This is a genomic window from Variovorax sp. 10L421 (assembly GCF_056395365.1).
Genome location: NZ_JBFTJJ010000025.1, coordinates 18267 through 42575 on the forward strand (window position 1 = coordinate 18267; position 24309 = coordinate 42575).

Sequence of the window (24309 nt, forward strand, 5' to 3'; positions counted from 1 at the left end):
GCATGACAACCCTATACGGCATTCCGAACTGCGACACCGTCAAGCGCGCCCGCGCCTGGCTCGATGAACATGGCGTGGCCTACACCTTCCACGATTTCAAGAAACAGGGCGTGCCCGAGGCCGAGCTCGACCAGTGGCTAAAAAAACCCGGATGGGAGGCCCTGATCAACCGCAAGGGCACCACCTGGCGCAAGCTGGACGACGCCACCCGCGAGGGCGTGGTCGATGCCGGCTCGGCCCGCGCCGTGCTGCTGGCCAACCCCAGCCTGATCAAGCGGCCGGTGGTCAACTGGGGGGCGAAAAAACCCGTTACGACAGGGTTCGACGCCGATGCCTGGGCTGTCAACGTCGTGTAAACGCCGGAACCCGGCCTGCTGCCCGGCCTCCAATCCCGATCTGCAGGAGAAACACACCATGAATACGCATGTTTTTCGCACCCTCGCCGGGATTTCCGCGGCCGCAGCGTTGGCCGCCGGCACCGGGCTCGTGCACGCCCAGCAGAACCAGGTGGTCCAGGCCCGCGTGATCTCCGCCACGCCGATCCGCGAAACGACCGGCAGCGACGTCAACTACAACGTCACCTATGAATACAACGGCCGCCAGTACACCACCCGCATGAACAGTCGGCCCGGCGCGACCATTTCGATCCAGGCCAACGCCTACGGCGTGACGACCTCACCGGTGGCGCCGCAGCCGCAGCTGCAGCCTTATCCGGTCGAAGCCGACAACGGCAACGGTTATCCGCAGTATGGCGGCTCGCCATGGGACAGCGTGGTGCCCGAGCCGGGCGTGGTGGTCTCCGACGCTCCCGCGCCGGTCTACCAACCGGCGCCGGTGTATGCCGCTCCCGTCTACGTGCAGCCAGCCTACCCGTACCCCTATGCCTATCCCTACGTCTATCCGCCGGTCGGCATCTCGCTGAACCTCGGCTATTCGCGCGGCTGGGGCGGTGGCTACTACCGCGGCTGGGGTGGCGGATACCGCGGCTGGCACCGTTGAGCCGCTGGCCGACGGCCCAAGCCGCCTGAGCCCCTAAAATCGAGGACTTTTCCAACCCTTGACGGGTGCGCCGCTGGTGCGGTGCTTCCTCGATTTGCCGACCGCTCCCGCGCCGGCGCCATCCAATGACGACTACCGACACCCTCAACAGCGCCGCAGTGGCCACCAAGGCCAATGTGTATTTCGATGGCAAATGCGTGAGCCACAGCCTCACGCTGGCAGATGGCACGAAGAAATCGGTCGGCGTGATCCTGCCGTCCACCCTCACCTTCAACACCGGCGCGCCTGAAATCATGGAAGGCACCGGCGGCAGCTGCGAATACCAGCTCGCGGGCAGCACCGAATGGATCGCCTCGGGTCCGGGCCAGAAATTCAACGTGCCGGGCAATTCGAGCTTCCAGATTCGCGTGGCCGGCGAGCCCTACAGCTACATCTGCCACTTCGGCTGAAACCGGACCTCCTGACATGTCGACCATCCTCCAAAACGTACCCGCCGGCCAGAAGGTCGGCATCGCCTTCTCGGGCGGCCTGGACACCAGCGCGGCGCTCCACTGGATGCGCAACAAGGGCGCGATCCCCTACGCCTACACCGCCAACCTCGGCCAGCCCGACGAGCCCGACTACGACGAGATCCCGCGCAAGGCGATGCTCTACGGCGCCGAGAACGCCCGCCTGATCGACTGCCGCGTGCAACTGGCCAACGAAGGCATCGCCGCGCTGCAGGCCGGCGCCTTCCACGTGACCACCGCCGGCGTCACCTACTTCAACACCACGCCGCTGGGCCGTGCCGTCACCGGCACGATGCTGGTGTCGGCCATGAAGGAAGACGACGTCCACATCTGGGGCGACGGTAGCACCTACAAGGGCAACGACATCGAGCGCTTCTACCGCTACGGCCTGCTCACCAACCCCAACCTCAAGATCTACAAGCCCTGGCTCGACCAGGTCTTCATCGACGAGCTGGGCGGCCGCGCCGAGATGTCGGCGTTCATGCAGAAGGCCGGCTTCGCCTACAAGATGTCGGCCGAGAAGGCCTACTCGACCGATTCGAACATGCTCGGCGCCACGCACGAGGCCAAAGACCTCGAGCACTTGAACAGCGGCATCCAGATCGTGCAGCCCATCATGGGCGTGGCCTTCTGGAAGGACGAAGTCGAAGTCAAGCGCGAGACCGTCTCGGTGCGCTTCGAGGAAGGCGTGCCCGTCGCGCTGAACGGCGTGCGCTACTCGAACCTGGTCGACCTGATCCTCGAAGCCAACCGCATCGGCGGCCGCCACGGCCTGGGCATGAGCGACCAGATCGAGAACCGCATCATCGAGGCCAAGAGCCGCGGCATCTACGAGGCTCCCGGCCTCGCGCTGCTGTTCATCGCCTACGAGCGCCTCGTCACCGGCATCCACAACGAAGACACCATCGAGCAGTACCGCGACAACGGACGCAAGCTCGGCCGCCTGCTCTACCAGGGCCGCTGGTTCGACCCGCAGGCCATCATGCTGCGCGAGACGGCGCAGCGCTGGGTGGCACGCGCCATCACCGGCGAAGTGACGGTCGAGCTGCGCCGCGGCAACGACTACTCGATCATGAACACCGAGTCGGCCAACCTCACGTACAAGCCCGAGCGCCTGAGCATGGAAAAGGTCGAGGGCGCATTCACGCCGCTGGACCGCATCGGCCAGCTCACGATGCGCAACCTCGACATCGTCGATACGCGCGAGAAGCTCGCGATCTACACGCAGGTCGGCCTGCTGTCGTCGAGCGAAGGTGCTTCGCTGCCGAAGCTGGCCAACGACGGCGACGCGAGCTGATCGCAGCGCCCTGTCTCCTCGGAGGCAGAAACGACGACGGGCCCCTCGGGGCCCGTTTTCCTGGTGCGCGGGTGTCAGTCTCCGCCGCCTCCGCCGCAGCCGCCGCCACACCCGCCCCCGCCGTCGGACGAGCCCCCGCCATCGCCGGAGCCGCCATCCCCGCCACTGCTGCTCGATTCGCTGCCGCCGAACCCGCCCGCATCGCCCGCACTGCCGCCATCCGACGATGACGATTCGCCGAAGCTGGTACCGCACTGGGCATCGGAGCCGATATGCCGCTCGACCGCCCGGCAATCGGGCACGTAGTGGAAGCCGCCCGCAATGGCGAACTTGATGTCCAGCGCAAACAGCAGCGGCAGCCGCGCCGGCTTGCGCGGATCGATGCTCTCCTCCTTGCAGGCCCAGTACCAGGTGCGGCGCAGGCCGTCGTTGCGCCGCGCGTCCTTGCCCAGCACCTCGGCCGGGCTGTGGTGCAGCATGGCGCCGAAGGCCGCCTTGCACCAGTTCTGGTAGCCCTGCGTGTGCAGGATGAACTCGTGCCACGCCGTGTCGACCACCTTCGAAGGCATGGCGACGAACTTGCGGTCGCTGCGCAGGTGCGACATGAAGAATTGGCGCAGGCCGCGCAGCACCAGTTCGGCGTCGCGCCGGCTCAGTTGCGGATGCGCCTCGCGCAGCTTGCCGATGAGGAACGGCGGCAGCCGGGCCTCGCGGATGAACTGGCGGCGCAGGCTGGTTTCGAGGAACTTGAGCACCGCCGAGAACAGCAGCGCCACCACGATCACGGCCACCACCGAACCCCAGCGGCGCGAACCCAGGAACACGGCGGCCAGCGCGACGAGCGGCACCGCCCGCCGGGCCCACACGAGGGCGCCGATGCGGCGGCGGAAGTTCAGGTGCAGGAAGTCGAGATCCATGCCGTCAGACAACCACCGGTTCCGGCTCCAGCCGGATGCCGAAGCGCTCGTACACGCTGGTCTGAATGGCCTTGGCCAGGGTCATCACCTCGCCGCCCGTCACCGGGTTCTCGCGGCCGCCGCGGTTGACCAGCACCAGCGCCTGCCGCTCGTACACGCCGGCATTGCCCACCGACTTGCCTTTCCAGCCGCAGGCGTCGATGAGCCAGCCGGCCGCAAGCTTGATGCTGCCGTCGGCCATCGGGTAGTGCACGATCTTCGGGTCACGCGCAATGATGTCAGCGCACTGCTCGGGTGTGACCGTCGGGTTCTTGAAGAAGCTGCCGGCGTTGCCCAGCACGCGCCAGTCGGGCAGCTTGGCGCGGCGGATGGCGCAGATCCAGTCGAAGATGTCCTGGGCGTCCGGCGTGAAGTTGCCGGTTTCTTCCATCTTGCGCTCCAGGTCGAGGTAGCCGACTACGGCCTTCCACGGCTTGGGCAAACGGAATCGCACCCGGGTGATCACCGCCCGGCCCGCCAGCCCGAAGTCGTTCGGGCCGCTGCGCACGTGCTTGAACACCGAATCGCGGTAGCCGAAGGCGCACTGCGCGGCATCGAGCGTGAAGCTGCGGCCGGTTTCCAGGTCGTAGGCGTCGAGCGACTCGAAGCGGTCCTGCAGTTCGACACCGTAGGCGCCGATGTTCTGCACCGGCGAGCCGCCCACCGTGCCCGGAATCAGCGCCAGGTTTTCGAGCCCCGGGTAGCCGCTGCGCACCATCCATTCGACGGCGTCGTGCCAGTTCTCGCCGGCACCGGCCTCGACGATCCAGGCGCGCGGGGTTTCTTCCACCAGCCGCAGGCCCTTGATCTCGATCTTCAGCACCAGCGGCTTGACGTCGCCCGTGAGCACGATGTTGCTGCCGCCGCCCAGCACGAAACGGGGCGCATCGCGCCATGCCGCGTCGGCGTGCAGCGCGACCAGGTCGGCTTCGCTGGCGATGCGCACAAGATGCAGCGCACGCGCGACGATGCCGAAGCTGTTGTAGGGCTGCAGCGGGACGTTGGACTCCACGATCATGGGAGAATTGTCGCATCCAGCCCAAGTGAATTCAGGAGAGAGTCCATGCCGTCCTTCGATACCGTCTGCGAGCCCAACCTGCCCGAAGTGAAGAACGCGGTCGAGAACACCGYCAAGGAGATCGCAACGCGCTTCGATTTCAAGGGCACGGCCGCTGCCGTCGAACTCAAGGACAAGGAAATCACCATGATCGGCGACGCCGAGTTCCAGCTCGTGCAGGTGGAAGACATCCTGCGCAGCAAGCTCACCAAGCGCAGCGTCGACGTGCGCTTCCTCGACAAGGGCGACGTCCAGAAGATGGGCGGCGACAAGGTCAAGCAGGTCATCAAGATCAAGAGCGGCATCGAGAGCGAGCAGGCCAAGAAGATCACCCGCATCGTCAAGGACAGCAAGCTCAAGGTGCAGGCCGCGATCCAGGGCGACGCGGTGCGCATCACCGGCGCCAAGCGCGACGATCTCCAGGCCGCCATGGCGCTCATCAAGAAGGACGTGCCGGACATGCCGCTCACGTTCAACAATTTCCGCGACTGAGCCCGGCCGCATGAAAGCGCTCATCGTCGCAGCGCAGCTGCTGGCTGCCGCTGCCGTGGCGCACGCCGCCGGCTCGGTGACCCTGACCGGCAGCATCGGCAGCCGCGCCATCCTGATCGTGAACGGCAACCCGCCCAAGACCATCGCGGTTGGCGAGAGCTACCAGGGCGTGAAACTGGTGTCGCTGCAGGCCGAGCAGGCCGTGGTCGAACTCGATGGCAAGCGCGTCAACCTGCGCATGGACACGCCGGTCAGCATCGGTGGCGGGAGTGGAACGGGCGGTGGGGGCAGCCGCGTCGTGCTGTCGGCAGACAGCCGCGGGCATTTCATGACACAGGGCGCCATCAACGGCCGGCCCGTCACTTTCATGCTCGACACGGGCGCCACGTCGATCGCACTGTCGGCCGACGATGCCCTGCGCATCGGGCTCGACTACAGCAAGGGCCAGCGCGTCGTGATGAACACCGCCAACGGGCAGGCGCAAGGCTACCGGCTGCGCCTGCAATCGGTGCGCGTGGGCGACGTCGAGGTCTACGACATCGACGCCATCGTCTCACCGCAGGCCATGCCTTTCGTGCTGTTGGGCAACAGCTTCATCAATCGCTTCTCGATGCGGCGCGACGCGGACCAGATGGTCCTCGAAAAACGCTATTGAAGCCCCGGTGTCAGGCCTGCGCGGCCGTTACGACGATCTCGATCTTGTAGGCCGCATTGGCCATCTTGGCCTGCACGGTCGCGCGCGGCGGCGTATTGCCGGCCGGAATCCACGCGTCCCACACCTCGTTCATGGCGGTGATGTCGGTGATGTCCGCCAGGAAGATCTGCGTCATGAGGATGCGCGACTTGTCGCTGCCGGCCTCGGCCAGCAGGCGGTCGACCATGGCCAGCACCTGCGTGGTCTGGCCGCGGATGTCCTGGGTGGTGTCGTCAGGCACCTGGCCCGCGAGGTAGACGGTGCCGTTGTGCACGGCCGTCTCGGAAAGGCGGGGACCGACGTGGAAGCGGGTAATGGAAGCCATGGTGTTTTCAAGCCTTTTTCTTCGAGCCGAGTTTCGACTCCGTGCCGGCCGCGAGCCGGCGGATGTTTTCGCGGTGCCGCCAGATCAGCAGCAGACTCATGACGATGATCGCGACCAGCACCGTGCGGTCGAGTGGCCACGCAATGCCGCCGCCAATCAGATAGTAAGCCGGCGCAAAGAAGGCGGCCGCCAGCGACGACAGCGACGAGTAACGAAAGAAGACCGCGACGATCAGCCACGTGGCGCCGGTCGCCAGCCCCAGCCAGGGCGCGATGCCCACCAGCACGCCCGCCGCGGTGGCCACGCCCTTGCCGCCCTGGAAGCCGAAGAACACCGGGTAAAGGTGGCCGAGGAACGCAGCCAGGCCGGCCAGGGCGGCGACATCCTCCCCCAACCCCCATTGCGCGCCGAACCGGTGGATGAAGAACACCGGCACCCAACCCTTGAGCGCATCGAGCAGCAGAGTGGCCAACGCCGCGCCTTTGTTGCCCGAGCGCAGCACGTTGGTGGCGCCGGGGTTTTTGCTGCCATAGCTGCGCGGATCGGCCATGCCGAGCGCCTTGCTCACGATGACCGCGAAGGACAGCGAGCCGATCAGGTACGACGCCACGATGGCGATGAGGGAAGGCAAGTTGAAACTCAAGGCGGCGCTCCGCGGAGATGGTTGTTGTTCTATCCGGCGACGACCGCCGCCGGCTATTCTGCCAGCGCACACTGCACGGGCTTCGCGCCCAGCAGCGCCACGCACACCTGCGGATCGATGCCGATCAGGTAGCCCCGGCGCCCGCCGTTGAGCACGATCTTCGGCAGTTCGAGAACGGTGGCCTCCACGTACACCGGCATCTCGCGCCGCGTGCCGAACGGCGACGTGCCGCCCACCATGTAGCCGCTGTGCCGCTGCGCCACCTCGGGCTTGCAGGGCTCGACCGACTTGGCGCCGATCTGCCGCGCGAGGTTCTTGGTCGACACCGTGCGGTTGCCGTGCATCAGCACGATCAGCGGCCGGGCGTCCTGGTCCTGCATCACCAGCGTCTTGATGACGGTGAACGGGTCGAGCCCGAGCATCTCGGCGCCGCGCTGCGCACCGCCGTGCTCGACGTACTCGTAGGGATGCTCCGTGAACGCGACCTTGTGCGTCCGCAACAACTGCGTTGCGGGCGTTTCGGACACGTGGGTCTTCTTGCTCACGCCGCCGGGTCGCGGATTTCCCAGCGGATCTTGTCGATCTCCGCCAGGATCTCGGGCGACAGCGTGGTGCTGTACGCGTCCAGGTCTTCTTCCAGCTGCGCCAACGAGGTCACGCCAATGATCGTGCTCGCCACCTGCCACTTCGTGTAGCAGAAGGCCAGCGCCAGTCGGGTCGGCGTCAGGCCGTTGTCGCGTGCCAGCTGGTTGTAGCGCCTGGCCGCACGCAGCGAATCGGGACGGCCCCAGCGCTGCTTGCGCACCGATTCATAGCTCGAGATCCGCGCGCCCTTGGGCGCATCGGGCCCCTCGATGCCGCTCCGGTCGTACTTGCCCGTCAACAGGCCGAAGGCGAGCGGCGAATACGCCAGCAGCGACACGCCCAGCCGGTGCATCGTCTCGTCCAGCGCGTTCTCATGCCCTCGGCTGATGAGGCTGTACACGTTCTGCACCGTCGCCACGCGCGGCAGCCCGTGCTGCTCGGCCAGCCGCACGAACTCGTGCACGCCGTAGGGCGTTTCGTTCGACAGGCCGATGGCGCGCACCTTGCCCGCCTTCACCAGCCTGCCCATCGCTTCGAGCTGCTCCTGGATCGGAGTCTGCGATGTTTCCTTCGCCGGGTCGTAGTAGATGTTGCCGAACATCGGTACGTGGCGTTCCGGCCAATGGATCTGGTAGAGATCGATGACGTCGGTCTTCAGCCGCTTCAGGCTGGCGTTGCACGAGGCCTCGATGTCGGCCGCCGTCATGCCATTGCCTTCGCGCACCCAGGGCATGCCGCGCGACGGGCCGGCCACCTTGGTCGCGACCACCAGCTTCTGGCGCGCGCCGGGGTTGGCGGCGAACCAGTTGCCGATGATGGTTTCGGTGACGCTGTAGGTTTCCTTGCGCGCGGGCACCGAGTACATCTCGGCGGTGTCGATGAAGTCGACGCCGCGCTCGAGCGAGCGACTCAGGATGGCGTGGGAGGTGGGCTCGTCGACCTGTTCGCCGAAGGTCATCGTGCCGAGGCAGATCGGAGTGACGTGCAGGTCGCTTTGACCAAGTTGGATCTTTTTCATGCGCGGGATGCTACCGCCCCGACCCGCAACCCGCTGGCCGTTGCACCAAAACCCGGGCATTCCGTGGCGGCCGGCTGTCGTGCGCCGGACTGCGTCAGCACAAAGGCCTCTTTATCATCGGCGCCCATGTACCAAGTCCTCCGCCCCTCCCGCAGCGAATTCGTGCCCGTGCGCAACCTCAGCTACCACGTGCGCCTCTGGGGCCAGCCCTCCGATGCGCGACCGCCGCTGGTGCTGGTGCACGGCTGGATGGACGTGGCGGCGTCGTGGCAGTTCGTGGTCGATGCAATGGAGCAGGAGCGCTTCATCATCGCTCCCGACTGGCGCGGCTTCGGCCTCACGGACGGTGGCGGCGTCGACAACTACTGGCTCGCCGACTACCTGGCCGACCTCGAATGGCTGCTCGACCACTACGCCGGCGAGGGCGACAACGCACGGCAAGTCGATCTCGTCGGCCACAGCATGGGCGGCAACGTCGCCATGCACTACGCCGGCGTGCGGCCCCAGCGCATCCGCCGCCTCGTCAACCTCGAAGGCTTCGGCATGCCCGCGCGCAAGCCCGAGGAAGCGCCCGCGCGCTACGGCCAGTGGATCGACGAACTCAAGCGCCTGCACCGCGGCGAGATGGCGCTGGCCAGCTACTCGGCCGTGGACGGCGTCGCGCGCCGCCTCATGAAGACCAACCCGCGCCTCACGCCCGACAAGGCCCAGTGGCTCGCCAGCCACTGGGCGGCCCACCACGCGCAGCCCGATGGCGGTGAGCGCTGGCAGATCCTCGGCGAGGCGGCGCACAAGATCGTCAACGCCCACATCTTCCGGGTCGACGAAACGCTTGCGCTGTATGCGCGCATCACCGCACCGCTGCTGATGGTCGAGGCCGCGGACGACAGCCTGCAGGGCTGGTGGAAGAACCGCTTCACGCTCGACGAATTCCATGAACGGCTGAAGTCGGTCGGCAACAGCCGCATCGAGCGCCTCGAAGACGCGGGCCACATGCTGCACCACGACCAGCCGCAGCGCGTGGCGCGGATGATCGAAGCGTTCCTGGCGGCCTGAGCCCGCCTCTTGTTCAGCCGCGGCTCGGCTCGCTGTCGAGGCTGTCCATCTGCGCCGCGACAATCGACGTGATCGTTCAGAGCCTCCGTTGATCGGCAAGCACCGGCAGCGTGCCCAGGTGCACAGGGCGTCGGGCGCTCCCCGCAGCGAAATAAAGAAAGGAGGCGGCGGAAGGCCGGGGGGACATTCGCGGTGGGCAGTACCCGGCGGCCTGTGCACGCGCCCTGAACAAGAGCGCACCACACCCGCGCCGCCGCCTCTACTCTTCGTCAGCGTCGTTGCCCGTCAGCGAGAGAACTTCTTCGACGAAAGCCTCGAAGAGCGGCAACGAAGCAGGCAAGGCGTCGAAAGACTCAACCTCGCCCGCATCGAAGAAGTGCGGCTTGCCGTCCGGCACCGACACCCATTCGCCGGCCTCGACAAGCAGCCCCAGGTAACCGTCGGCGGTCGGCACATAGAACAGCCCGGCGCTCTCCAGCATGCGCTGCCCCTTCTTCTTGCCACGCCCCCAACTCACGCCCTGCCCGGCCAGGTGCTCGGTGATCCAGCCGTCGCACACATGCGTGTCGCGCCAGCTTCCTTGGGCATCGAATACGGCGAGCACTGGCATGGGGCGTCCTTTGTTGTCTGCGAAGTTACTGCAGGAAGCTGGGCTTGGCGTAGCCCTGGAACTTGCTGTCGACCACCGCCTTGAACTCCTTCGATCGGTAGGCCTCGGCGATGTCCTTGGCCCACTGCGTGTTCTTGTCGGCGGTCTTCACGGCCACCACATTCAGATAGTAGTCCGGCGTTTTCTCCAGCACCACGGCTTCGGTGAGCTTCAGGCCCGACGAGATCGCGAAATTGCCGTTGACGATGGCGTACTCAGTGTCGCCCAGCGAACGCGGCAGTTGCGCGGCTTCGAGCGGAATGAACTTCAGCTTTTTCGGGTTCTCGGCCACGTCCTTTTCCGTCGAGCGCAACACGTCGATGCCGGGCTTGAGCGTGATCAGCTTGTTCTGCTCCAGCAGCACCAGCGCTCGGGCCAGGTTGCTCGGGTCGTTCGGCAGCGTCACGCGGTCGCCCTCCTTCACGTCGGCCAGCGTCTTGCGCTTGGTCGAATACACGCCCATCGGGGCGATCGGACCCTGCACCAGTTCGGCCAGGTCGAGCTTCTGGTCGGCCGCGAACTTCTTCAGGTAGACCTGATGCTGGAAGAAATTGGCGTCGAGCGAGCCCTGGGCCAGCGCGAGGTTGGGCTGCACGTAGTCGTTGAACTCGACCAGCTTCACCTTGTAGCCCTTCTTCTCGAGGATGGGCACGATGCCGGCCTTGAGCTGGTCGGCGTTGGAGCCGGCGGTGCCGCCGATTACGAGGTTCTTCTTGGCGGGGTCTTGCGCGTGGGCCTGCAACGAGAGCCCGCCGAGCGAGACGGCAGCCAGGGACAGGGCGAGAACGGAACGGCGCAGGAATGCGGTTTTCATGGGATAGGGAAAGCTGAGAAAAAAAGAATCAACGCTTGTCCAGCCTGCTCGCCGTGGTGTTGCCCACGAATTGCAGGATCTGTACGAGCACCACGAGCAGCGCCACGGTGAGCACCATCACGTCGGTCTGGAAACGGTAGTAGCCATAGCGGATGGCCAGGTCGCCGATGCCGCCACCGCCCACCACACCGGCCACAGCCGAGTACGAGAGGAAGCTCACGGCCAGCACCGTCAGCGCCAGCACCAGGCCCGAACGTGCCTCGACCAGCAGCACGCGCCATACGATCTGCAGCTCGGTCGCGCCCATGGCATGCGCCGCCTCGATCACGCCGCGCGGCACTTCGCGCAGGCACTGGTCGACCAGCCGCGCCAGGTACGGAATGGCCGCGAACGACAGCGGCACCGCAGCCGCAAGCGGCCCGATCGACGTGCCCGCAATCACCCGCGTGAACGGCACCAAGGCCACCAGCAGGATGATGAAAGGGAACGAACGCACCGTGTTCACCAGCCAGTTGAGCACCAGGAACGCGGGCTTGTTCTCCAGCGACTGGCCGGGGCCCAGCAGGAACAGCAGGATGCCCAGCGGCCCGCCGATGAGCACCGCGGCCGAGAGGCCGATGGCCAGCATCATGAAAGTCTGGCCGGTGGCGACCCACAGCTCCGGGAGGATGGGGGCGATGTTCTCAAACATAGGCCGCCTCCAGCGCGTTGCGCTGCACCGAAGCCGGACGCGGCACGACCGGCAGGCGCGCCTCGCGTTCGCGGCGACGCACCAATTCGTCGATCTCGCGGCCCAGCGCGGTCTTGCGCTCCTCGCTCGGTGCATCGATCGCGAACTGCTCCACGAGCCGGCCCTTCTCGAGGATGGCCACGTTGCGGCACAGCACCTCGACCACCGACAGCTCGTGCGTGACGATCACGATGGTCACGCCGATCTTCTGGTTGATGTCGCGCAGCGTCTCCAGCAGCGAGCGCGTGGTTTCCGAGTCGAGCGCAGAGGTGGGCTCGTCGCACAGCAGCACCTGCGGGCGCGGCGCCAGCGCGCGGGCAATCGCCACGCGCTGCTTCTGCCCGCCCGAGAGCTGGGCCGGGTAGGTGTCGATCTTCTCGGCCAGGCCCACAAGCGCCAGGCACTCGCGCACACGGGCATCGATCTCGGCCTTCGAGTGGCGGCCGTGAATCTTCAGCGGGAAGGCCACGTTGTCGAACACCGTGGCGTTCTGCAGCAGGTTGAACTGCTGGAAGATCATGCCGATGTTCTGGCGCGTGTCGCGCAGCTCGCGGCGCGAGAGCGTGGTGAGGTCGCGCCCGCCGACGAGCACCTTGCCCGCATCGGGCCACTCCAGCAGGTTGATGAGACGCAGCAGCGTGGACTTGCCGGCGCCGCTCTTGCCGATCAGGCCGAACACGTCGCCCTGCTGGATGTCGAGCGACAGCGATTGCACGGCGTCGAACACCTCGCCGTTGGGCAAGGCGAAGGACTTCTGCACCGATTGAAGACGGATGACTGGCGCCGCGTGAATGTCGCGGCCCGAGTCAGGCGTGGGTTGGGTCATGGAGAAAAGCGCGGCCCGCGCAGCGCGCAGGTCGCGGAGGTTCGCGAAAAGGTGTCGAGTATGAAAAGAAAGGCAACGAAAGGGAACGAACAAATCGGTGCTTGCTTATGCCTCAGAACACATAAGGGCACGAACGTGTAAACCAATGCGCCATATAGATATGCGCATTGGTTCGTTTCCAAACGGCGTCCGCAATGCCACATTCGCGCCTTCATTTTTTTGATTTCGCACAACGACATGCACAGCACTTTCCGCCGCCGCACCCTCGCCCTGGCCGCGCTCGCCGCCACCCTCCTTGCCGGCAACACCGCCTTCGCGCAGGACAAGAACACGCTCAAGGTCGGTGTCTCCGTCGGCAACGGCGAGCAGATCTTCGAGGTGGTCAAGAAGGTCGCCGCCAAGGACGGCCTGAACATCCAGGTCGTGGTGTTCAACGACTACCAGCTGCCCAATGCGGCACTGGCCTCGGGCGACCTCGACGCCAACGCCTTCCAGCACCAGCCCTTCCTGGACAACCAGAACAAGGCGCGCGGCTTCGACATCGTGCCGGTGGGCCTGACCATCACCGCGCCGCTGGGCTTCTACTCGCGCAAGATCAAATCGATCGACCAGCTGCCCGATGGGGCGGCGGTCGGCATCCAGAACGATCCGTCGAACGGCAACCGCGCGCTGTTGCTGCTGCAGACCGCCGGCCTCATCACGCTGAAGCCCGAGGCGGTGAAGAACAACACCGCCACGCCGCTCGACGTGGTGACCAACCCGAAAAAGCTGAAGCTGGTGGCGCTCGACGCAGCCCAGCTGCCGCGCTCGCTCGACGACCTGACCATCGCCGCCATCAACAACGACTACGCCGAGAAGGCGGGTCTGTCGCTGAACAAGGACGCCGTCATCAAGGAAGCCGCCAAGAGCCCGTACGCCAACCTGATCGCGGTGCGCCGCGCCGACAAGGACAAGCCCTGGGCCAGGCGCCTCGTGGCGGCTTACCAGTCGCCGGAGGTGAAGAACTTCATCGAGACGCAGTTCAAGGGTTCGCTGATCCCCGCGTTCTGATTTCGGGGTATTTCCCCCTCCCCCGCTGGGGGAGGGTTGGGGTGGGGGCACGGCGGCGCATCCATGGAGCGCCCTGCCCGCCCCCATCCCAGCCTYCCCCCAGAGGGGGAAGGAGCAATACAGGGCCTCCGCAAGGCGGGTTTTCGGAGCGTGAGAAAATGTCGGGTTCCCCCCGAACACCAACCCTCACAGTCAGGACACCCCATGGACGCAGAACAGATCAACCAAATCGGCGCAATGCTCGCGGACCTGAGCGTTCGTACGGTCGATTTACGGAGGTATCTTTGACTACGATGCCAAAGCTGAACGACTGAGGACAGTCAACGCATCGCTCGAAGACCCGAACGTCTGGAACGACCCGAAGAAGGCCCAGGAACTGGGCAAGGAAAAGAAGTCGCTCGACGACGTGGTCGTCACGCTCGACCGGCTCACCAACGGGCTCTCGGACAACACCGAGCTCTTCGAGATGTCGAAGGAAGACGGCGACATGGACGGCCTGCAGGCCATTGCCGATGACGCCGCCACGCTCGAAGCCGACATCAAGCAGCTCGAATTCCGCCGGATGTTCAACAACCCGGCCGATCCGCTCAATGCCTTCGTCGACATCCAGGCCGGCGCCGGCGGCACCGAGGCCTGCGACTGGGCCAGCATGCTGCTGCGCCAGTACCTGAAGTACGCCGAGCGCAAGGGCTTCAAGACGCAGATCGAAGACGAAACGCCCGGCGACACCGCCGGCATCAAGGGCGCGACCATCAAGGTCGAGGGCGACTACGCCTTCGGCCTGCTGCGCACCGAGACCGGCGTGCACCGCCTGGTGCGCAAGTCGCCGTTCGACTCGTCGGGCGGTCGCCACACCAGCTTCGCCAGCATCTTCGTGTACCCGGAGATCGACGATTCCATCGAGATCGAGATCAACCCCTCCGACGTGCGCACCGACACCTTCCGCGCCAGCGGCGCCGGCGGCCAGCACATCAACAAGACCGACTCGGCCGTGCGCCTGACGCACATCCCGACCGGCATCGTGGTGCAGTGCCAGGACGGCCGCAGCCAGCACAGCAACCGCGACGTGGCGTGGAAGCGCCTGCGCTCGCGCCTGTACGACCACGAGATGCGCAAGCGCCAGGAAGAGCAGCAGAAGCTCGAGGACAGCAAGACCGACGTGGGCTGGGGCCACCAGATCCGCAGCTACGTGCTGGACAACAGCCGCATCAAGGACCTGCGCACCAACGTCGAAGTCTCGGCCACGCAGAAGGTGCTGGACGGCGATCTCGACGTGTTCATCGAAGCCTCTCTGAAGCAAGGCGTCTGATGAAGGTCGAAGCGCTGATCTTCGACATGGATGGCACCATGATCGACTCCATGCCCTGGCATGCGCGCTCGTGGGTGGAGTTCGTGGCGCGCCACGGGCTGAAGCTCGACGTGAGCGACATCCTCGCGCGCACCACGGGCCGCACCGGCACCGAGTGCATGCGCGAGCTGTTCGAGCGTGACCTCTCCGACGCCGAGTGCCAGGTGCTGGTGCACGAGAAAGAAGAAATCTACCGCGCCATGTTCAGCGACAACTTCACCGAAGTGGCGGGCTTCTCCGCCTTTGCCAAGGCGGCTGTCGCGCGCGGGCTGAAGGTGGCGGTCGGCACGGCCGGCGACAGGCACAACATCGAGTTCGCCATGTCGCGCCTGAAGATGGACCCGCTGCCGCTGGCCATAGTGGGCGGCGATGAAGGCTTCAGCGGCAAGCCCACGCCCGCCATCTTTCTCGAAGCTGCACGCCGCATCGGCGTTGCGCCCGAACGCTGCATCGTTTTTGAAGACGCGCCCTTCGGCATCGAAGCCGCCCGCCGCGGCGGCATGCGTGCCGTGGCCGTATGCAGCACCCATACCGCCGCCGAGCTTGCCGGCCCCCATGTGATTGCCGCGGTTCGCGACTACGACGAACTCGCCCATTCGAATTTTCTGGAGACACTCGATGATGTTGCGTGACGCTCAAGGGCAACCGATTGCCATTCGCCGCGAAGACTATGCCGCTCCGGCCTACTGGATCGACACCGTCGACCTCACCTTCGACCTCGACCCCGCCAAGACCCGCGTGCTCAACCGCATGCAGATGCGCCGCAACCCCGAAGTGCCGCTGGAGCCGCTGCGCCTGCAAGGCGACGAACTGAACCTGGCGCGCGTGCTCGTCAACGGCCAGGGTGCGTCGTTCCGCATGGAAGGCGACCAGCTCGTCATCGACGGCCTGCCCGACGCGTTCGAGCTCGAAATCTTCACCACCTGCTGCCCCATCAAGAACACCAAGCTGATGGGCCTGTTCGTGAGCGAAGACACCTTCTTCACGCAGTGCGAGGCCGAGGGCTTCCGCCGCATCACCTACTTCCTCGACCGTCCGGACGTGATGGCGATGTACACCGTGACGCTGCGCGCCGCCAAGGCCGCCTACCCGGTGCTGCTGTCGAACGGCAACCTCGTCGAGCAGGGCGACCTGCCCGAAGGCCGCCACTTCGCGAAGTGGGTCGACCCGTTCAAGAAGCCCAGCTACCTGTTCGCCCTGGTGGCCGGCAAGCTGGTGGCACGCGAGCAGCGCATCACCGCGCGCAGCGGCAAGGAGCACCTGCTGCAGGTGTACGTGCGCGCCGGCGACCTCGACAAGACCGAGCACGCGATGAACTCGCTCATCAACTCGGTGCTGTGGGACGAAGCCCGCTTCGGCCTGCCGCTGGACCTCGACCGCTTCATGATCGTGGCCACCAGCGACTTCAACATGGGCGCCATGGAGAACAAGGGCCTGAACATCTTCAACACGAAGTACGTTCTGGCCAACCAGGCCACCGCCACCGACGCCGACTACAGCAACATCGAGAGCGTGGTCGGCCACGAGTACTTCCACAACTGGACCGGCGACCGCGTCACCTGCCGCGACTGGTTCCAGCTCTCGCTGAAAGAAGGCCTCACCGTCTTCCGCGACCAGGAATTCAGCCAGGACCTGTGCGCCGACGCCTCGGCCCGCGCCGTCAAGCGCATCGAAGATGTGCGCGTGCTGCGCACCGCCCAGTTCCCGGAAGACGCGGGCCCGATGGCCCACCCGGTGCGGCCCGACAGCTACATCGAGATCAGCAACTTCTACACCGTCACCATCTACGAGAAGGGTGCCGAGGTGGTGCGCATGATGCAGACGCTGGTCGGCCGCAAGGGCTTCGAGCGCGGCATCACCCTCTACTTCGAGCGCCACGACGGCCAGGCCGTGACCTGCGACGACTTCGCGCAGGCCATTGCCGACGCCAACCCCGATTCGGAACTGGCCCGCCTGCTGCCCCAGTTCAAACGCTGGTACAGCCAGGCCGGCACGCCGCGCCTCGCGGCCCACGGCGTGTACGACGCGCAGAGCCGCAGCTACACCCTGAGCGTGGTGCAGAGCTGCCCGCCCACGCCGGGCCAGCCGACCAAGGAGCCCTTCGTCATTCCGCTGAACGTCGGCCTCCTCGACGCCAGCAGCGGCCGCGAACTGCCCCTGCAGCTCGAAGGCGAGAGCGAAGCCACGCACGGCACGCGCACCGTGGTGCTGTCGCGCGCCGGCGAGCAGATCACCTTCACCGGCCTGGACGCCGAGCCGGTGCCTTCCATCCTGCGCGGTTTCAGCGCGCCGGTGATCCTCGACTTCGAGTACACCGACGCCCAACTGCTCACCCTGCTGGCCAACGACCCCGACCCGTTCAACCGCTGGGAAGCCGGCCAGCGGCTGGGCCTGCGCGCCGCGCTGCAGGGCATTGCCGCCCTGGCCACCGACGCCACGCCGGTGCTGAACGACGCCTACATCGACGCCATGCGCAGCGTGCTGCGCAACCCGCAGCTCGACGCCGCCTTCAAGGAACTGGTGCTCACGCTGCCGTCGGAAACCTACATTGCCGAACAGCTCGACGTGGTCGACCCGCAGCGCGTGCACCTCGTGCGCGAAGCCATGCGCGCCCAGCTGGCCACCGCCCTCTTTGCCGACTGGCAGTGGGCCTATGAAGAGCACCACGACACCGGCGCCTACAGCCCCGACCCGACCTCGTCGGGCCGACGCGCGCTGGCCGGCATGGCGCTCAACTTCCTGTGCCTGGCGGCGCGCGCCTCGGGCGACGCCGTGTGGCCGGGCAAGACGCTGCAGCGCTTCAAGGACGCAGGCAACATGACCGACCGCTTCAACGCGCTCAACGCGCTGGTATCGTCGGGCCACACCCTGGCGGCGCAGGCACTGGCGCGCTTCCACGCCATCTTCAAGGACGAGGCGCTGGTCATCGACAAGTGGTTCTCGCTGCAGGCCGGCGCCAGCGACCGCGGCGGCGACATCCTGCCGCTGGTGAAGCAGCTGATGAAGCACCCCGACTTCTCGCTGAAGAACCCGAACCGGGCGCGCAGCGTGATCTTCAGCTACTGCAGCGCCAACCCCGGCGCATTCCACCGCCCCGACGCGGCCGGCTATGTGTTCTGGAGCGAGCGCGTGATCGAGCTCGACGCCATCAACCCGCAAGTGGCTGCCCGCCTCGCCCGCGCACTCGACCGCTGGAGCAAGCTGGCCGAGCCGTACCGCAGCGCCGCGCGCGAAGCCATCGCCCGCGTGGCCGCCAAGCCCGACCTGAGCAAGGACACCCACGAGGTCGTCACCCGCGCCCTCGCTGGCAACTGAAGAAGAAACCCGAACCCGGAAGACACATGGCTCAAAAGATTTCCCTCACCCGCTATCTCGTCGAACAACAGCGCGCCGACGGCCTCATCCCCGGCCAGCTGCGCCTGCTGCTCGAAGTGGTCGCGCGCGCCTGCAAGAGCATCAGCCAAGCCGTCAACAAGGGCGCGCTGGGCGGCGTGCTCGGCACCGCCGAGAGCGAGAACGTGCAGGGCGAGATCCAGAAGAAGCTGGACATCATCGCCAACGAAGTGCTCATCGAGGCCAACGAATGGGGCGGCCACCTCGCGGCCATGGCCAGCGAGGAAATGGACAGCATCTACGTGGTGCCCAACCGCTACCCGCAGGGCGAATACCTGCTCATGTTCGACCCGCTCGACGGCAGCAGCAACATCGACGTGAACGTCAGCATCGGCACCATCTTCAGCGTGCTGAAGAAGCCCGACGACCACCCCGGCGTGCAGGAAAGCGACTTTCTGCAGGCCGGCACGCAACAGGTGGCCGCCGGCTACTGCATCTACGGCCCGCAGACCACCCTGGTGCTGACCGTGGGCAACGGCGTGGCCATGTTCACACTCGACCGCGAGCAGGGCAGCTTCGTGCTCACGCAGGAAGACATCCAGATTCCGGCCGACACCAAGGAATTCGCGATCAACATGAGCAACATGCGCCACTGGGACGAGCCCATGAAGCGCTACATCGAAGAGTGCCTGGCCGGCAAGGAAGGCCCGCGCGGCAAGGACTTCAACATGCGCTGGATTGCCAGCATGGTGGCCGACGTGCACCGCATCCTGATGCGCGGCGGCGTCTTCATGTACCCGTGGGACAAGCGCGAGCCCGAAAAGGCCGGCAAGCTGCGCCTGATGTACGAGGCCAACCCGATGAGCTGGCTGGTCGAACAGGCCGGCGGCGCGGCCACCAACGGCAAGCAGCGCATCCTGGATCTGCAGCCCACCAAACTGCACGAGCGGGTGAGCGTGATGTTGGGTTCGCGAAACGAAGTTGAGCGCTTGACCCAGTACCACGCCGAGAAGGCTTGATTTCTTGGCTATAATCTGAGGCTTCGCCGGTGTAGCTCAGTCGGTAGAGCAGCTCATTCGTAATGAGAAGGTCGGGTGTTCGATTCATCTCTCCGGCACCAATTGAAAAGCCCGCTATCCAAAAGGTAGCGGGCTTTTTCGTTATGCGGAATTCAAGCTGGCCACTTCGCGAGTAACTCGCCAACGCGTTCCAGCGAGTTGTAGCCGGCTTGGATCAATATTTCAGCGACCTGACTCCTTGTCGGTCGAATGCAAAAACGGCCCGCCATCAAAACGATGGCGGGCCTTTTGGTTTGCCGCATCGAGTTCAGCTACGAAGGCGTCAGCGCAACTGCTCGACAAGTTCCTCCAACTCGACGAGCCCTGAAGCGCGGCATTCCGGCTCTTGCGCGATGGCGAGCATGTCGGTGAGCACGCAGGCCACGCGCCATGTCTGATTGAAGCTGTCGCTCATCTTCGCCTCGCTGCAGTACCCGGTGTGAACTGCAGCCCGATCGATGGGCCGAGGCCATCGGCGCAGATCGAGCGCCGGGTGGCTGAAATACGCGTCGCCGAAGTCGATGATGCCAGTCAACTGCCCGGTCTGCGGATCGACGAAGACGTGCTCGGGGCCGGGATTGCTGTGCAAGGCCACCCAGGCGTCTGCATCGGGCAATGCGCACACCGCGAAACGCGCCAACTGCAACGGGTCGAGCGCGAACGGCCAAGGCTGAGCCGCTCGCGCCACAGCTGCGACGGCGTCGTCGAAGAGGCGACCGAACCGTGTGCGAACGTCGGCCGCCGTGTGGTCGCCAGGAATCAGGCGCGCCTCGAACAGAGGACGCTGAGGGATTGCGTGAATGCGCCCCAGCATGCGCCCCAGGTCAACCAGCGCACGCCGGCGGAGGTCACCGTCGAGCCTTGCCGAGTGCATCGGCACGCCGGGCATGCGCGTCATCAAGGTGTACTCGATCCCGGGTTCGGCGACACCCCCACCGAGGACCCGCGGAACGCGTACGCCCTCCAGGCCTGCCAACTGCTCCAACAGGAAACGCTCCTTGCCCAGGCTCGTTCGTGGGCGCAGCTGTTGTGGTCGCTGAACCTTCAGGATCAGGCCGTCGTCGATCGCATAGGTGCGCGCCTCGCCGCCGCTCTCGTCGACGGCCCTGACGGCCTTCGCGCCCACCGCATGCATGCGCACGATCGCGAGCACCGCGTCGGGATCAAGCACCGGGTCGGCCGCGTCGGGTTGTATGTAGAAGTCCTTGCCCATGTCTGTCCTCCAACGTCAACGTTGATGCCAATCCCAGCCTGCTGTTTCCATGGCCAGCAGCGCGGCGAAGCGCCCCTGGCACCGGATCAGCTCGTCCGGCGCCCCTTGTTCGAGGATGCGGCCGTCCTCGATCACGATGACGCGATCGGCCTCCCGCGCCGTTGACAGCCGATGCGCCACGATCAGAACGGCACGGGACGAGTCGTGCGCGTCGCGGCGCAGCGCGGCGCGGAACGCGGCGTCGCTGGCGTGGTCGATCGCGGCTGTCGCTTCGTCGAGCAGCAGCACGCGAGGCTGGCGCACCAGCGCGCGCGTTAGCGCGAGCAATTGCCGTTGGCCCGCGGACAACGCGGCGCCGGCCTCACCCGCGTCCAGGGACGTGTCGTAGCCCTGCGACAGTGCCTGGATGAACCCATGCGCGCCCGTTGCCTTGGCTGCAGCTTCGCAAGCAGTCCGGGTCACGAGGACGTCGCCCATCCTGAGGTTGTCGAGCACGCTGCCGCTGAACAGCTGCAGCGTCTGCGGCACGACGCCCAGGCTCTGACGGCGTTCCTCGTCCGTCATGGCGCGAGGATCCGCGCCCGCCACTCGAATTTCACCGGACCAGGGCGCATACAAGCCGCCGGCGAGGTGCATCAGGCTGCTCTTGCCGGCGCCGGTGCGCCCGACCAGCGCGACGTGCTCGCCTGCGTGAACGCTCAAGGAGACGCCTTTCAGCACGAGGCGATCGGCGACGTAGCCGAAGATCACATCCTTCAATTGGATCAGCGGCTCGGGTTCGCTCCTTGCTCGTAGCGCGGAATGAACGGCCGGTGTTTCCTCGACCGGCAGCGCCAAGACCTGGAACACGCGCTCAGCCCCGGACAGCGCGCTCTGCACGGTCTGCCATTCCTCGCCCAGCGTCGTTATCGGCGCGAAGAAGCGCCGGAACAGCAGCACGAAGGCTGTGAGCGTCCCGATGGAGACACCCCAGCCCGCCAGCGCGCCCTCGGCGCCTGCCCACAGCAGGCCGCAGACGATCAGCGACGCCAGGATGGCCATCAGCGGCGTGTAGATCGCCGAATAGCGTGTGGCCGCGAGATAGGCATATTGCATGGCCTGCAGGGCGCCACGAAAGCGGTGCTCGAAGAATCCCGTTCGTCCGAAAGCACGAATGACCTCCGCGCCACCGAGGGTCTCCACGAGTGCCGTGTTGACGCTTCCCACGGCCTCCCGGCTGGCCCGTTCAGCGGCCAATACCCGCAGCTGGAACCAGCGCGTGAACCACAACAGGGGCGGCACGGCCAGCGCGCAGAGCAGTGTCAGCGCGGGACTGAGCACGAGCATGGTCACCGTGATCGTGACCAGTCGCACGAGGTCGGCGACAAGGCTTGCGATGCCCGATGAGAACAGGCGGTCGATGGTGTCGATGTCGGCGGTACAGCGACTGACGGTGTCGCCCAACGGGGTCGTGTCGAAGTAGCGCGCAGGCAGTCGTTGCAGATGGCCAAACAGGCGCGCACGCAGGTCGCGCAATGCCCGTTGGGCCGCGATCGCGGTGCCGTATGCGGACGCGAAGCCCAACGCCTGCTGCGCGGCCACGACCAGCAGGTAGAGCACGCCCAGCAGCACCAGGCCGTCGCCACGGCCCACGGCCAAGTGGGCGTCCACGGCCTGCCGCACCAGGAGCGGCGGCAGCACCTCCAGCGCCGCACCGGCGAGCACGCTGGCTGCGATGGCCACGAGCAGGCGTCTTTGCGGCGCCAGCAGCGAGCCCACCTGGGCGGTCGTGAGTCCTTGGCGTGCTGCTGGTGCCTGCGGTGACTGTGTTGCCGTCATGCCTCCTCCGGCTGCGTCATCGCGGCCTGCGCCGCGTAGATCCGCGCATACAGCCCGCCTGCCATCATCAGCTGTTCGTGCGAGCCTCGTTCGACGATGCGTCCTCCATCCAGCACGACGACGAGATCCGCCTGCGGGAAGGCCGCCAGCCGGTGCGAACACAGGACGATGGTGGCCTGTCGCGCGGCCGGCGCCCCGCGACCGAACGCCGAGCGCAGGCCGGCAATGATCTGCGCTTCCGTCGCGACGTCGACCGCCGAGAACGGATCGTCCAGCACCAGCAGCCGAGGGTCCGCCGCCGCCGCGCGCGCCAGCGCGACGCGCTGGCGCTGCCCGCCGGAAATGCGGATGCCGCGCTCGCCGATCTCGGCATCGACGCCGTGCTCGAAGCCCGCCACGTCCTTGGCAAGCGCGGCGATTTCCAGGGCGCTCATCGTGGCGAGGTCGGACTGCTCACGTCCCATGGTGATGTTCTCGCGCACCGTACCCGAGAACAGGAAGGGCTCCTGCGGCAGGTAACCGATGTCACCGCGATGTCGTGCAGGCGTGTCGCCGTCAAGGCAGACGGCACCGCCGGCGAGCGGGTACAGGCCCAGCAGAACCTTCGCCAGCGCACTCTTGCCCGAGCCGACCGGCCCGGTCACCGCCACGAACGCGCCTGCCGAAATCTCAAGTGAGACCTGGTTCAGCGCAGTGACGGCGGCGTCGGCGTTGCCGTGAGAGAAGCTCACGTTGCGCAGGGATACGGCAAGCCCTCGTTCGACTCGTGACGCCGGTTGGGTGAGGGTCGAGCGCGGCGTCGTTCCGGCCAGGTAGCTGGCGCGAAACGAAGCGAACCGACGCTCGCCGCGAGCAGGCAGGGCCGCAGCGAGCAAAGGGGCGAGCCGCGCGTAGGCTGCGCCGCCTGCTTGCACCGAGTTCACCAACTGCGGCACTCGAAATCCGCGCCCGGTGAAGCGCAGGAAAAGGTCCAGATAAGTCACGAATACCCCCAGCGTCCACGCGCCTGCGATGACTTTTTCGCCGCCTTGCCACAGCACCAGCACGATGCCGGCCGCCATCAGCGTGGTGTAGACCGCGGGCAGGCCGGCGCGGGGCCGCGCCGCCGCGAGATTCGTGTGCGCCTGTGCATCTGCGAGCCGCTCGATGCGCGCCTGTGCAGCCCGCTTCATCCCCAGTAGCCTTGCGACGCGGATGCCGGACAGTTGCTCTTGCAGTCCCGCGGTCAACGCGCCGTTGGCTTGTCGAGCCGCCGTCGTGCGTCGGTGGATAAAGCGTCCGGCGGCCCAGGCCAGCACCATCGCGAAGGGCACGGGAATCAGCGCGCGCAGGGTCAACGACCCGTCCAGCACCAGCATGGCGACGAAGAACGACATCAAGAACAGGAGCGTGTCCCAGGTCTCGACGATCACCTCGCGGATGCCGACGCCCAGCACCTCGACGTCACCGATGACGCGCGCCATGGTGTCGCCCACGGGCGTGGCGGTCAGCTTTGCCATCGGCCAGGCGAGCACCCCGCGCAGGGCATCCGCGCGCAGATTGGCGCGGATGCGCGCGTTGGCCGTCATCAACCACCAACGTTTGCCCAGCCGCGGCAGTTCTGTGGCCAGGGTTGCGGCGGCGAACAGCACGACGGCCTGCAGCAGTGTCGCGCGCGTCACCTGGCCCTGCGCGAAGTGCGTCGCGGCGTCGATCGCGCGCCCGAGGCACACAGCCGGCAGGACCACGGCCGTGTTCATGACGATGCCTGCCAGGGAGCCGAGGACAAGCTGCCCGGCGGTCTGCCGGTAGTAGGGACGCAGTTTCCAGAGGTAGTGCGCCATGTCAGTCGCCTGCGTG

General features: G+C 66.3%; 25 protein-coding genes and 1 tRNA gene. 13 read left to right on the forward strand and 13 right to left on the reverse strand.

Annotated features, from left to right (window positions below):
* Positions 1-2 precede the first annotated feature (2 nt).
* From AC1DFC_RS24320 to argG, 4 genes are all read left to right on the forward strand, one after another.
* Positions 3-356, forward strand: coding sequence for an ArsC family reductase (locus tag AC1DFC_RS24320; protein WP_007835518.1), 354 nt, complete (start codon positions 3-5; stop codon positions 354-356).
* A 58-nt stretch (positions 357-414) separates the two neighbouring features.
* Positions 415-999, forward strand: coding sequence for a hypothetical protein (locus AC1DFC_RS24325; RefSeq protein WP_007835521.1), 585 nt, complete (start codon positions 415-417; stop codon positions 997-999).
* A gap of 125 nt (positions 1000-1124) precedes the next feature.
* The gene (gene ppnP, locus AC1DFC_RS24330; RefSeq protein ID WP_478180142.1) at positions 1125-1448 is read left to right on the forward strand and encodes a pyrimidine/purine nucleoside phosphorylase; all 324 of its coding nucleotides are present in this window, start codon (positions 1125-1127) and stop codon (positions 1446-1448) included.
* Between the two features lie 16 nt (positions 1449-1464).
* A complete protein-coding gene (gene argG / locus AC1DFC_RS24335; protein WP_007835524.1) occupies positions 1465-2805 on the forward strand; it encodes an argininosuccinate synthase in 1341 nt (446 codons plus the stop codon).
* 74 nt (positions 2806-2879) lie between these two features.
* On the opposite strand, the gene AC1DFC_RS24340 is transcribed toward argG, so the two are convergent.
* Together AC1DFC_RS24340 and murB are read right to left on the reverse strand one after the other, a co-directional pair.
* Positions 2880-3722, reverse strand: coding sequence for a glycine-rich domain-containing protein (locus AC1DFC_RS24340; RefSeq protein ID WP_478180162.1), 843 nt, complete (start codon positions 3720-3722; stop codon positions 2880-2882).
* Positions 3723-3726: 4 nt separating this feature from the next.
* Positions 3727-4779 carry a UDP-N-acetylmuramate dehydrogenase gene (gene murB, locus AC1DFC_RS24345; RefSeq protein ID WP_007835527.1) on the reverse strand — a complete coding sequence of 351 codons (1053 nt, stop codon included), beginning with the start codon at positions 4777-4779 and terminating at the stop codon, positions 3727-3729.
* A gap of 45 nt (positions 4780-4824) precedes the next feature.
* On the opposite strand from murB, the gene AC1DFC_RS24350 reads away from it, so the two are divergent.
* Positions 4825-5310 carry a YajQ family cyclic di-GMP-binding protein gene (locus AC1DFC_RS24350; protein ID WP_478180143.1) on the forward strand — a complete coding sequence of 162 codons (486 nt, stop codon included), beginning with the start codon at positions 4825-4827 and terminating at the stop codon, positions 5308-5310.
* A 10-nt stretch (positions 5311-5320) separates the two neighbouring features.
* Positions 5321-5965 (forward strand): retropepsin-like aspartic protease family protein, encoded by a 645-nt coding sequence (locus AC1DFC_RS24355; protein ID WP_478180144.1) that lies wholly within the window; start codon positions 5321-5323, stop codon positions 5963-5965.
* Positions 5966-5975: 10 nt separating this feature from the next.
* Here the strand turns inward: AC1DFC_RS24355 and AC1DFC_RS24360 are convergent, their stop codons facing one another.
* Genes AC1DFC_RS24360 through AC1DFC_RS24375 form a run of 4 tightly spaced genes read right to left on the reverse strand, consistent with a single transcriptional unit; the run spans position 5976 to position 8575 of the window.
* Positions 5976-6329, reverse strand: coding sequence for a RidA family protein (locus AC1DFC_RS24360; protein ID WP_007835532.1), 354 nt, complete (start codon positions 6327-6329; stop codon positions 5976-5978).
* A gap of 7 nt (positions 6330-6336) precedes the next feature.
* Positions 6337-6972, reverse strand: coding sequence for a glycerol-3-phosphate 1-O-acyltransferase PlsY (plsY, locus tag AC1DFC_RS24365; protein WP_007835533.1), 636 nt, complete (start codon positions 6970-6972; stop codon positions 6337-6339).
* 53 nt (positions 6973-7025) lie between these two features.
* Positions 7026-7517 carry an aminoacyl-tRNA deacylase gene (locus AC1DFC_RS24370; protein ID WP_007835536.1) on the reverse strand — a complete coding sequence of 164 codons (492 nt, stop codon included), beginning with the start codon at positions 7515-7517 and terminating at the stop codon, positions 7026-7028.
* Positions 7514-8575: an aldo/keto reductase gene (locus AC1DFC_RS24375; RefSeq protein ID WP_478180145.1), complete on the reverse strand. Its 1062-nt coding sequence runs from the start codon at positions 8573-8575 to the stop codon at positions 7514-7516. The genes AC1DFC_RS24370 and AC1DFC_RS24375 overlap by 4 nt, the downstream gene beginning before the upstream one ends.
* A 126-nt stretch (positions 8576-8701) precedes the next feature.
* Between AC1DFC_RS24375 and AC1DFC_RS24380 the strand changes: the two genes are divergently transcribed.
* Positions 8702-9631: an alpha/beta fold hydrolase gene (locus AC1DFC_RS24380; protein ID WP_007835540.1), complete on the forward strand. Its 930-nt coding sequence runs from the start codon at positions 8702-8704 to the stop codon at positions 9629-9631.
* Between the two features lie 259 nt (positions 9632-9890).
* Here AC1DFC_RS24380 and AC1DFC_RS24385 read toward each other — a convergent pair whose 3' ends face one another.
* Genes AC1DFC_RS24385 through AC1DFC_RS24400 form a run of 4 tightly spaced genes read right to left on the reverse strand, consistent with a single transcriptional unit; the run spans position 9891 to position 12650 of the window.
* On the reverse strand, positions 9891-10241 hold the full coding sequence (locus AC1DFC_RS24385) for a cupin domain-containing protein (RefSeq protein WP_056519495.1): 351 nt from the start codon (positions 10239-10241) through the stop codon (positions 9891-9893).
* Positions 10242-10266: 25 nt separating this feature from the next.
* Positions 10267-11094, reverse strand: coding sequence for a MetQ/NlpA family ABC transporter substrate-binding protein (locus AC1DFC_RS24390; RefSeq protein ID WP_007835546.1), 828 nt, complete (start codon positions 11092-11094; stop codon positions 10267-10269).
* 28 nt (positions 11095-11122) lie between these two features.
* Complete coding sequence (locus AC1DFC_RS24395) at positions 11123-11785, reverse strand: methionine ABC transporter permease (RefSeq protein ID WP_007835547.1); 663 nt, start codon at positions 11783-11785, stop codon at positions 11123-11125.
* Complete coding sequence (locus AC1DFC_RS24400) at positions 11778-12650, reverse strand: methionine ABC transporter ATP-binding protein (RefSeq protein WP_478180146.1); 873 nt, start codon at positions 12648-12650, stop codon at positions 11778-11780. Before AC1DFC_RS24400 ends, AC1DFC_RS24395 begins: the two co-directional genes overlap by 8 nt.
* Positions 12651-12887: 237 nt before the next feature.
* On the opposite strand from AC1DFC_RS24400, the gene AC1DFC_RS24405 reads away from it, so the two are divergent.
* From AC1DFC_RS24405 to AC1DFC_RS24430, 6 genes are all read left to right on the forward strand, one after another.
* Entirely contained in the window at positions 12888-13700 is an 813-nt protein-coding gene (locus tag AC1DFC_RS24405) for a MetQ/NlpA family ABC transporter substrate-binding protein (protein ID WP_478180147.1), read from the forward strand.
* 204 nt (positions 13701-13904) lie between these two features.
* Positions 13905-15009 (forward strand): peptide chain release factor 2 gene (gene prfB, locus AC1DFC_RS24410; protein WP_108137465.1). Its coding sequence is split into 2 segments (ribosomal slippage): positions 13905-13985 and positions 13987-15009, totalling 1104 coding nucleotides; the frame shifts between segments, so codons are not numbered across the junction.
* On the forward strand, positions 15009-15680 hold the full coding sequence (locus AC1DFC_RS24415) for an HAD family hydrolase (RefSeq protein ID WP_007835554.1): 672 nt from the start codon (positions 15009-15011) through the stop codon (positions 15678-15680). The genes prfB and AC1DFC_RS24415 overlap by 1 nt, the downstream gene beginning before the upstream one ends.
* A complete protein-coding gene (gene pepN / locus AC1DFC_RS24420) occupies positions 15667-18363 on the forward strand; it encodes an aminopeptidase N (RefSeq protein WP_478180148.1) in 2697 nt (898 codons plus the stop codon). The genes AC1DFC_RS24415 and pepN overlap by 14 nt, the downstream gene beginning before the upstream one ends.
* A gap of 26 nt (positions 18364-18389) precedes the next feature.
* Positions 18390-19400 carry a class 1 fructose-bisphosphatase gene (locus AC1DFC_RS24425; protein WP_478180149.1) on the forward strand — a complete coding sequence of 337 codons (1011 nt, stop codon included), beginning with the start codon at positions 18390-18392 and terminating at the stop codon, positions 19398-19400.
* Between the two features lie 25 nt (positions 19401-19425).
* Positions 19426-19501, forward strand: a tRNA-Thr gene (locus tag AC1DFC_RS24430).
* Between the two features lie 221 nt (positions 19502-19722).
* Here AC1DFC_RS24430 and AC1DFC_RS24435 read toward each other — a convergent pair.
* The 3 genes from AC1DFC_RS24435 to AC1DFC_RS24445 are packed head-to-tail and all read right to left on the reverse strand — an operon-like array spanning position 19723 to position 24293.
* Complete coding sequence (locus AC1DFC_RS24435) at positions 19723-20652, reverse strand: phosphotransferase family protein (protein WP_478180150.1); 930 nt, start codon at positions 20650-20652, stop codon at positions 19723-19725.
* A 15-nt stretch (positions 20653-20667) separates the two neighbouring features.
* Positions 20668-22470: an ABC transporter ATP-binding protein gene (locus tag AC1DFC_RS24440; RefSeq protein WP_478180151.1), complete on the reverse strand. Its 1803-nt coding sequence runs from the start codon at positions 22468-22470 to the stop codon at positions 20668-20670.
* Complete coding sequence (locus AC1DFC_RS24445) at positions 22467-24293, reverse strand: ABC transporter ATP-binding protein (protein ID WP_478180152.1); 1827 nt, start codon at positions 24291-24293, stop codon at positions 22467-22469. Before AC1DFC_RS24445 ends, AC1DFC_RS24440 begins: the two co-directional genes overlap by 4 nt.
* Positions 24294-24309: the final 16 nt, after the last annotated feature.

What these genes read in the sequence shown, in the direction of transcription:
- AC1DFC_RS24320 (WP_007835518.1), top strand. Translation starts at nt 3, where the DNA reads ATGACAACCCTATACGGCATTCCGAACTGCGACACCGTCAAGCGCGCC.
- AC1DFC_RS24325 (WP_007835521.1), top strand. Translation starts at nt 415, where the DNA reads ATGAATACGCATGTTTTTCGCACCCTCGCCGGGATTTCCGCGGCCGCA.
- ppnP (WP_478180142.1), top strand. Translation starts at nt 1,125, where the DNA reads ATGACGACTACCGACACCCTCAACAGCGCCGCAGTGGCCACCAAGGCC.
- argG (WP_007835524.1), top strand. Translation starts at nt 1,465, where the DNA reads ATGTCGACCATCCTCCAAAACGTACCCGCCGGCCAGAAGGTCGGCATC.
- AC1DFC_RS24340 (WP_478180162.1), bottom strand. Translation starts at nt 3,722, where the DNA reads ATGGATCTCGACTTCCTGCACCTGAACTTCCGCCGCCGCATCGGCGCC.
- murB (WP_007835527.1), bottom strand. Translation starts at nt 4,779, where the DNA reads ATGATCGTGGAGTCCAACGTCCCGCTGCAGCCCTACAACAGCTTCGGC.
- AC1DFC_RS24355 (WP_478180144.1), top strand. Translation starts at nt 5,321, where the DNA reads ATGAAAGCGCTCATCGTCGCAGCGCAGCTGCTGGCTGCCGCTGCCGTG.
- AC1DFC_RS24360 (WP_007835532.1), bottom strand. Translation starts at nt 6,329, where the DNA reads ATGGCTTCCATTACCCGCTTCCACGTCGGTCCCCGCCTTTCCGAGACG.
- AC1DFC_RS24375 (WP_478180145.1), bottom strand. Translation starts at nt 8,575, where the DNA reads ATGAAAAAGATCCAACTTGGTCAAAGCGACCTGCACGTCACTCCGATC.
- AC1DFC_RS24380 (WP_007835540.1), top strand. Translation starts at nt 8,702, where the DNA reads ATGTACCAAGTCCTCCGCCCCTCCCGCAGCGAATTCGTGCCCGTGCGC.
- AC1DFC_RS24385 (WP_056519495.1), bottom strand. Translation starts at nt 10,241, where the DNA reads ATGCCAGTGCTCGCCGTATTCGATGCCCAAGGAAGCTGGCGCGACACG.
- AC1DFC_RS24390 (WP_007835546.1), bottom strand. Translation starts at nt 11,094, where the DNA reads ATGAAAACCGCATTCCTGCGCCGTTCCGTTCTCGCCCTGTCCCTGGCT.
- AC1DFC_RS24395 (WP_007835547.1), bottom strand. Translation starts at nt 11,785, where the DNA reads ATGTTTGAGAACATCGCCCCCATCCTCCCGGAGCTGTGGGTCGCCACC.
- AC1DFC_RS24400 (WP_478180146.1), bottom strand. Translation starts at nt 12,650, where the DNA reads ATGACCCAACCCACGCCTGACTCGGGCCGCGACATTCACGCGGCGCCA.
- AC1DFC_RS24405 (WP_478180147.1), top strand. Translation starts at nt 12,888, where the DNA reads ATGCACAGCACTTTCCGCCGCCGCACCCTCGCCCTGGCCGCGCTCGCC.
- AC1DFC_RS24415 (WP_007835554.1), top strand. Translation starts at nt 15,009, where the DNA reads ATGAAGGTCGAAGCGCTGATCTTCGACATGGATGGCACCATGATCGAC.
- pepN (WP_478180148.1), top strand. Translation starts at nt 15,667, where the DNA reads ATGATGTTGCGTGACGCTCAAGGGCAACCGATTGCCATTCGCCGCGAA.
- AC1DFC_RS24425 (WP_478180149.1), top strand. Translation starts at nt 18,390, where the DNA reads ATGGCTCAAAAGATTTCCCTCACCCGCTATCTCGTCGAACAACAGCGC.
- AC1DFC_RS24435 (WP_478180150.1), bottom strand. Translation starts at nt 20,652, where the DNA reads ATGGGCAAGGACTTCTACATACAACCCGACGCGGCCGACCCGGTGCTT.
- AC1DFC_RS24440 (WP_478180151.1), bottom strand. Translation starts at nt 22,470, where the DNA reads ATGACGGCAACACAGTCACCGCAGGCACCAGCAGCACGCCAAGGACTC.
- AC1DFC_RS24445 (WP_478180152.1), bottom strand. Translation starts at nt 24,293, where the DNA reads ATGGCGCACTACCTCTGGAAACTGCGTCCCTACTACCGGCAGACCGCC.